Source organism: Arthrobacter gallicola (assembly GCF_014836775.1).
GTDB classification, from domain to species: Bacteria; Actinomycetota; Actinomycetes; order Actinomycetales; family Micrococcaceae; genus Arthrobacter_B; species Arthrobacter_B gallicola.
In genome coordinates this window covers 1-5468 of record NZ_JACSQD010000011.1, presented here as the reverse complement: position 1 = coordinate 5468, position 5468 = coordinate 1, and the positions used below count along the sequence as shown (strand labels likewise).

Below are 5468 nucleotides of genomic sequence, written 5' to 3'. Positions count from 1 at the left end.
CGGAACCGTTTGAAGTCGTGTTCCGCCAGAGTGTGTTGTGGTGTAAGTTATCGGCCTATTAGTACCGGTCAGCTTCACGGGTCTTTAGTCCCCGCTTCCACATCCGGCCTATCAACCCAGTGGTCTGGCTGGGGGCCTCTCACACACAAGGTGTATGGAAATCTCATCTCGAAGCAGGCTTCCCGCTTAGATGCTTTCAGCGGTTATCCCATCCGAACGTAGCTAATCAGCGGTGCACTTGGCAGTACAACTGACACACCAGAGGTTCGTCCGTCCCGGTCCTCTCGTACTAAGGACAGCCCTTCTCAAATTTCCTGCGCGCGCAGCGGATAGGGACCGAACTGTCTCACGACGTTCTAAACCCAGCTCGCGTACCGCTTTAATGGGCGAACAGCCCAACCCTTGGGACCTACTCCAGCCCCAGGATGCGACGAGCCGACATCGAGGTGCCAAACCATGCCGTCGATATGGACTCTTGGGCAAGATCAGCCTGTTATCCCCGAGGTACCTTTTATCCGTTGAGCGACGGCCATTCCACAATGTACCGCCGGATCACTAGTCCCGACTTTCGTCCCTGCTTGAGATGTCTCTCTCACAGTCAAGCTCCCTTGTGCACTTACACTCGACACCTGATTGCCAACCAGGCTGAGGGAACCTTTGGGCGCCTCCGTTACTCTTTAGGAGGCAACCGCCCCAGTTAAACTACCCATCAGGCACTGTCCCTGACCCGGATTACGGGCCGAAGTTAGATATCCAGTATGACCAGAGTGGTATTTCAACGATGACTCCACCCGAACTGGCGTCCGGGTCTCACAGTCTCCCACCTATCCTACACAAGCCACACCGAACACCAATACCAAACTATAGTAAAGGTCTCGGGGTCTTTCCGTCCTGCTGCGCGTAACGAGCATCTTTACTCGTACTGCAATTTCGCCGAGTTTATGGTTGAGACAGCGGGGAAGTCGTTACTCCATTCGTGCAGGTCGGAACTTACCCGACAAGGAATTTCGCTACCTTAGGATGGTTATAGTTACCACCGCCGTTTACTGGGGCTTAAATTCCCAGCTTCGCCCGTAAGGGCTAACCGGTCCTCTTAACCTTCCAGCACCGGGCAGGAGTCAGTCCGTATACATCGTCTTGCGACTTCGCACGGACCTGTGTTTTTAGTAAACAGTCGCTTCCCCCTGGTCTCTGCGGCCCACACCCGCTCACGCCAGCAAGTGGCGGTCACGGGGCAGGCCCCCCTTCTCCCGAAGTTACGGGGGCATTTTGCCGAGTTCCTTAACCATAATTCTCTCGATCGCCTTAGTATTCTCTACCTGATCACCTGTGTCGGTTTGGGGTACGGGCGGCTAAAACCTCGCGCCGATGCTTTTCTAGGCAGCATAGGATCACCGGATTCCCCCGTTCGGGGGTCCCATCAGATCTCAGGTGCGTCATCAAAGACACAGTGACGGATTTGCCTATCACTGACCCTACATCCTTAGACCAGGACTACCATCGCCTGGCCCGGCTACCTTCCTGCGTCACACCTGTTAATACGCTTACCTCCCGGGCTACGGTCCCGCGCTCCACCAAAAACCGGGTCGCCACAAGGGCGGCCGGTCAGGTATTGGGCGGTTAGTATCCCCCGTTTAGTATGGGCGGTTTTTCGCCGGTACGGGAATATCAACCCGTTGTCCATCGACTACGCCTGTCGGCCTCGCCTTAGGTCCCGACTTACCCAGGGCAGATTAGCTTGACCCTGGAACCCTTGATCATTCGGCGGACGGGTTTCTCACCCGTCTTTCGCTACTCATGCCTGCATTCTCACTCGTGTAGGCTCCACCACTGGTTTACACCGCAGCTTCACTGCCCACACGACGCTCCCCTACCACTCCAGACGGCTGAACCACGAAGGCTTACCAAAAATCTGAAATCCACAACTTCGGCGGTGTACTTGAGCCCCGCTACATTGTCGGCGCGGAATCACTTGACCAGTGAGCTATTACGCACTCTTTCAAGGGTGGCTGCTTCTAAGCCAACCTCCTGGTTGTCTGGGCAACTCCACATCCTTTCCCACTTAGCACACGCTTAGGGGCCTTAGTTGGTGGTCTGGGCTGTTTCCCTCTCGACTATGAAGCTTATCCCCCACAGTCTCACTGCTGCGCTCTCACTTACCGGCATTCGGAGTTTGGCTGACGTCAGTAACCTTGTAGGGCCCATCGGCCATCCAGTAGCTCTACCTCCGGCAAGAAACACGCAACGCTGCACCTAAATGCATTTCGGGGAGAACCAGCTATCACGGAGTTTGATTGGCCTTTCACCCCTACCCACAGCTCATCCCCTCCATTTTCAACTGAAGTGGGTTCGGTCCTCCACGACGTCTTACCGTCGCTTCAACCTGGCCATGGGTAGATCACTCCGCTTCGGGTCTAGATCACGCCACTCACTCGCCCTATTCAGACTCGCTTTCGCTACGGCTTCCCCACACGGGTTAACCTCGCGACGTAACACTAACTCGCAGGCTCATTCTTCAAAAGGCACGCCGTCACAGCTACAAGGCTGCTCCGACGGTTTGTAGGCACACGGTTTCAGGTACTATTTCACTCCCCTCCCGGGGTACTTTTCACCTTTCCCTCACGGTACTTGTCCGCTATCGGTCATCAGGGAGTATTTAGGCTTACCAGGTGGTCCTGGCAGATTCGCACGGGATTTCTCGGGCCCCGTGCTACTTGGGATCCTCTCCAAGCGGCAGCATACATTCCGGTTACGGGGCTAACACCCTCTACGGCCTGGCTTTCAAACCAGTTCACCTATGCACCTGCACTCACTTCACCAGTCCGGCAGAACTGATACGGAAAGTCCCACAACCCCAGTGATGCAACGCCCGCCGGCTATCACACACCACTGGTTTAGCCTCTTCCGCGTTCGCTCGCCACTACTAACGGAATCACTATTGTTTTCTCTTCCTGCGGGTACTGAGATGTTTCACTTCCCCGCGTTCCCTCCACGCACCCTATGTGTTCAGATGCGGGTCACCCGGTCACTCGCGCGCCGGGCGGGGTTTCCCCATTCGGACATCCTGGGATCAACGCTCGGTTATCAACTCCCCCAGGCTTATCGCAGATTCCTACGTCCTTCTTCGGCTCCTGATGCCAAGGCATCCACCGTGTGCCCTTAAAAACTTGACCACAAAGATCAATAATTAATTATCGCTATCGAGAAAACCACGGTCTCACCAGCCACCCAGGCACACCCACCCCCCAAAAAGAGGGAAGATGACCAGGCCAACCGGATCTACCAGGTTTTTCTGAAATTGCACTTAATAATTTTTAAGATGCTCGCGTCCACTATGTAGTTCTCAAACAACAACCCCGTCGCACCCCTCCACCACCCACGTATTTACCGTGAACAGTCTCAGACCTGCGCAGGAACAATCAGAAACAACACTTACCCCGTGTCCTTCCAACCATCCACCCGCACCCTGCCCCGCGGAACGGGACAGGAAACAAAGGATCAGTTCAAATTCTTCGGTCCTGTTGCCTCAGGACCCAACAGTGTGCCAAACGGTACCCCGGACCCCACAAATCCGGCAGCGTGTTCCCATCCCGTCCCCGAAGGAACGAAACGTACTGGGCTGCCAGGCGTAGTACCCGGAACCTGTTCATTGATATTCCACCCTTGAGCACCCACCGGGGAACATATGTCCCCGATATGGGCATCTCCTGCAAAGCACACATCCAGCACTGTGGAAGGACATGGACTTTGAGGTGCTCCTTAGAAAGGAGGTGATCCAGCCGCACCTTCCGGTACGGCTACCTTGTTACGACTTAGTCCCAATCGCCGGTCCCACCTTCGACGGCTCCCTCCCACAAGGGGTTAGGCCACCGGCTTCGGGTGTTACCAACTTTCGTGACTTGACGGGCGGTGTGTACAAGGCCCGGGAACGTATTCACCGCAGCGTTGCTGATCTGCGATTACTAGCGACTCCAACTTCATGAGGTCGAGTTGCAGACCTCAATCCGAACTGAGACCGGCTTTTTGGGATTAGCTCCACCTCACAGTATCGCAACCCTTTGTACCGGCCATTGTAGCATGCGTGAAGCCCAAGACATAAGGGGCATGATGATTTGACGTCGTCCCCACCTTCCTCCGAGTTGACCCCGGCAGTCTCCTATGAGTCCCCGCCATAACGCGCTGGCAACATAGAACGAGGGTTGCGCTCGTTGCGGGACTTAACCCAACATCTCACGACACGAGCTGACGACAACCATGCACCACCTGTAAACCGGCCACAAGTGGGGGACCTGTTTCCAGGCCTTTCCGGTTCATGTCAAGCCTTGGTAAGGTTCTTCGCGTTGCATCGAATTAATCCGCATGCTCCGCCGCTTGTGCGGGCCCCCGTCAATTCCTTTGAGTTTTAGCCTTGCGGCCGTACTCCCCAGGCGGGGCACTTAATGCGTTAGCTACGGCGCGGAAAACGTGGAATGTCCCCCACACCTAGTGCCCAACGTTTACGGCATGGACTACCAGGGTATCTAATCCTGTTCGCTCCCCATGCTTTCGCTCCTCAGCGTCAGTTACAGCCCAGAGACCTGCCTTCGCCATCGGTGTTCCTCCTGATATCTGCGCATTTCACCGCTACACCAGGAATTCCAGTCTCCCCTACTGCACTCTAGTCTGCCCGTACCCACTGCAGACCCGGGGTTGAGCCCCGGGCTTTCACAGCAGACGCGACAAACCGCCTACGAGCTCTTTACGCCCAATAATTCCGGATAACGCTTGCGCCCTACGTATTACCGCGGCTGCTGGCACGTAGTTAGCCGGCGCTTCTTCTGCAGGTACCGTCACTTTCGCTTCTTCCCTGCTGAAAGAGGTTTACAACCCGAAGGCCGTCATCCCTCACGCGGCGTCGCTGCATCAGGCTTTCGCCCATTGTGCAATATTCCCCACTGCTGCCTCCCGTAGGAGTCTGGGCCGTGTCTCAGTCCCAGTGTGGCCGGTCACCCTCTCAGGCCGGCTACCCGTCGTCGCCTTGGTGGGCCATTACCCCAACCAACAAGCTGATAGGCCGCGAGTCCATCCAAAACCGCATAAAGCTTTCCACCACCATGGCATGCGCCAGATGGTCGTATCCGGTATTAGACCCAGTTTCCCAGGCTTATCCCGAAGTTAAGGGCAGGTTACTCACGTGTTACTCACCCGTTCGCCACTAATCATTCTGTGCAAGCACAGAAGTCATCGTTCGACTTGCATGTGTTAAGCACGCCGCCAGCGTTCATCCTGAGCCAGGATCAAACTCTCCGTAAATGTGTTACAGACACAAAACCGGAGCCAAGGAAAATTGGCTGCACAGTTCTGCACTAAATTCGAAACCAGCTAAAAAAACCATCCACAGCCCACGGGGTGGGCGGGACAGCCAATTCAACCAATCAAAATAATTGGTATCAATAAACTTGGCACACTATTGAGTTCTCAAACAACAG

2 rRNA genes are annotated in these 5468 nt (G+C 55.3%); both read right to left on the bottom strand.

Features of this window, described 5'->3' with window-relative positions:
- Positions 1-37: 37 nt before the first annotated feature.
- Positions 38-3173, bottom strand: a 23S ribosomal RNA gene (locus H9639_RS16705).
- Positions 3174-3763: 590 nt separating this feature from the next.
- Positions 3764-5292, bottom strand: a 16S ribosomal RNA gene (locus H9639_RS16700).
- The 16S and 23S rRNA genes sit together here, the layout of an rRNA operon.
- Positions 5293-5468 lie beyond the last annotated feature (176 nt).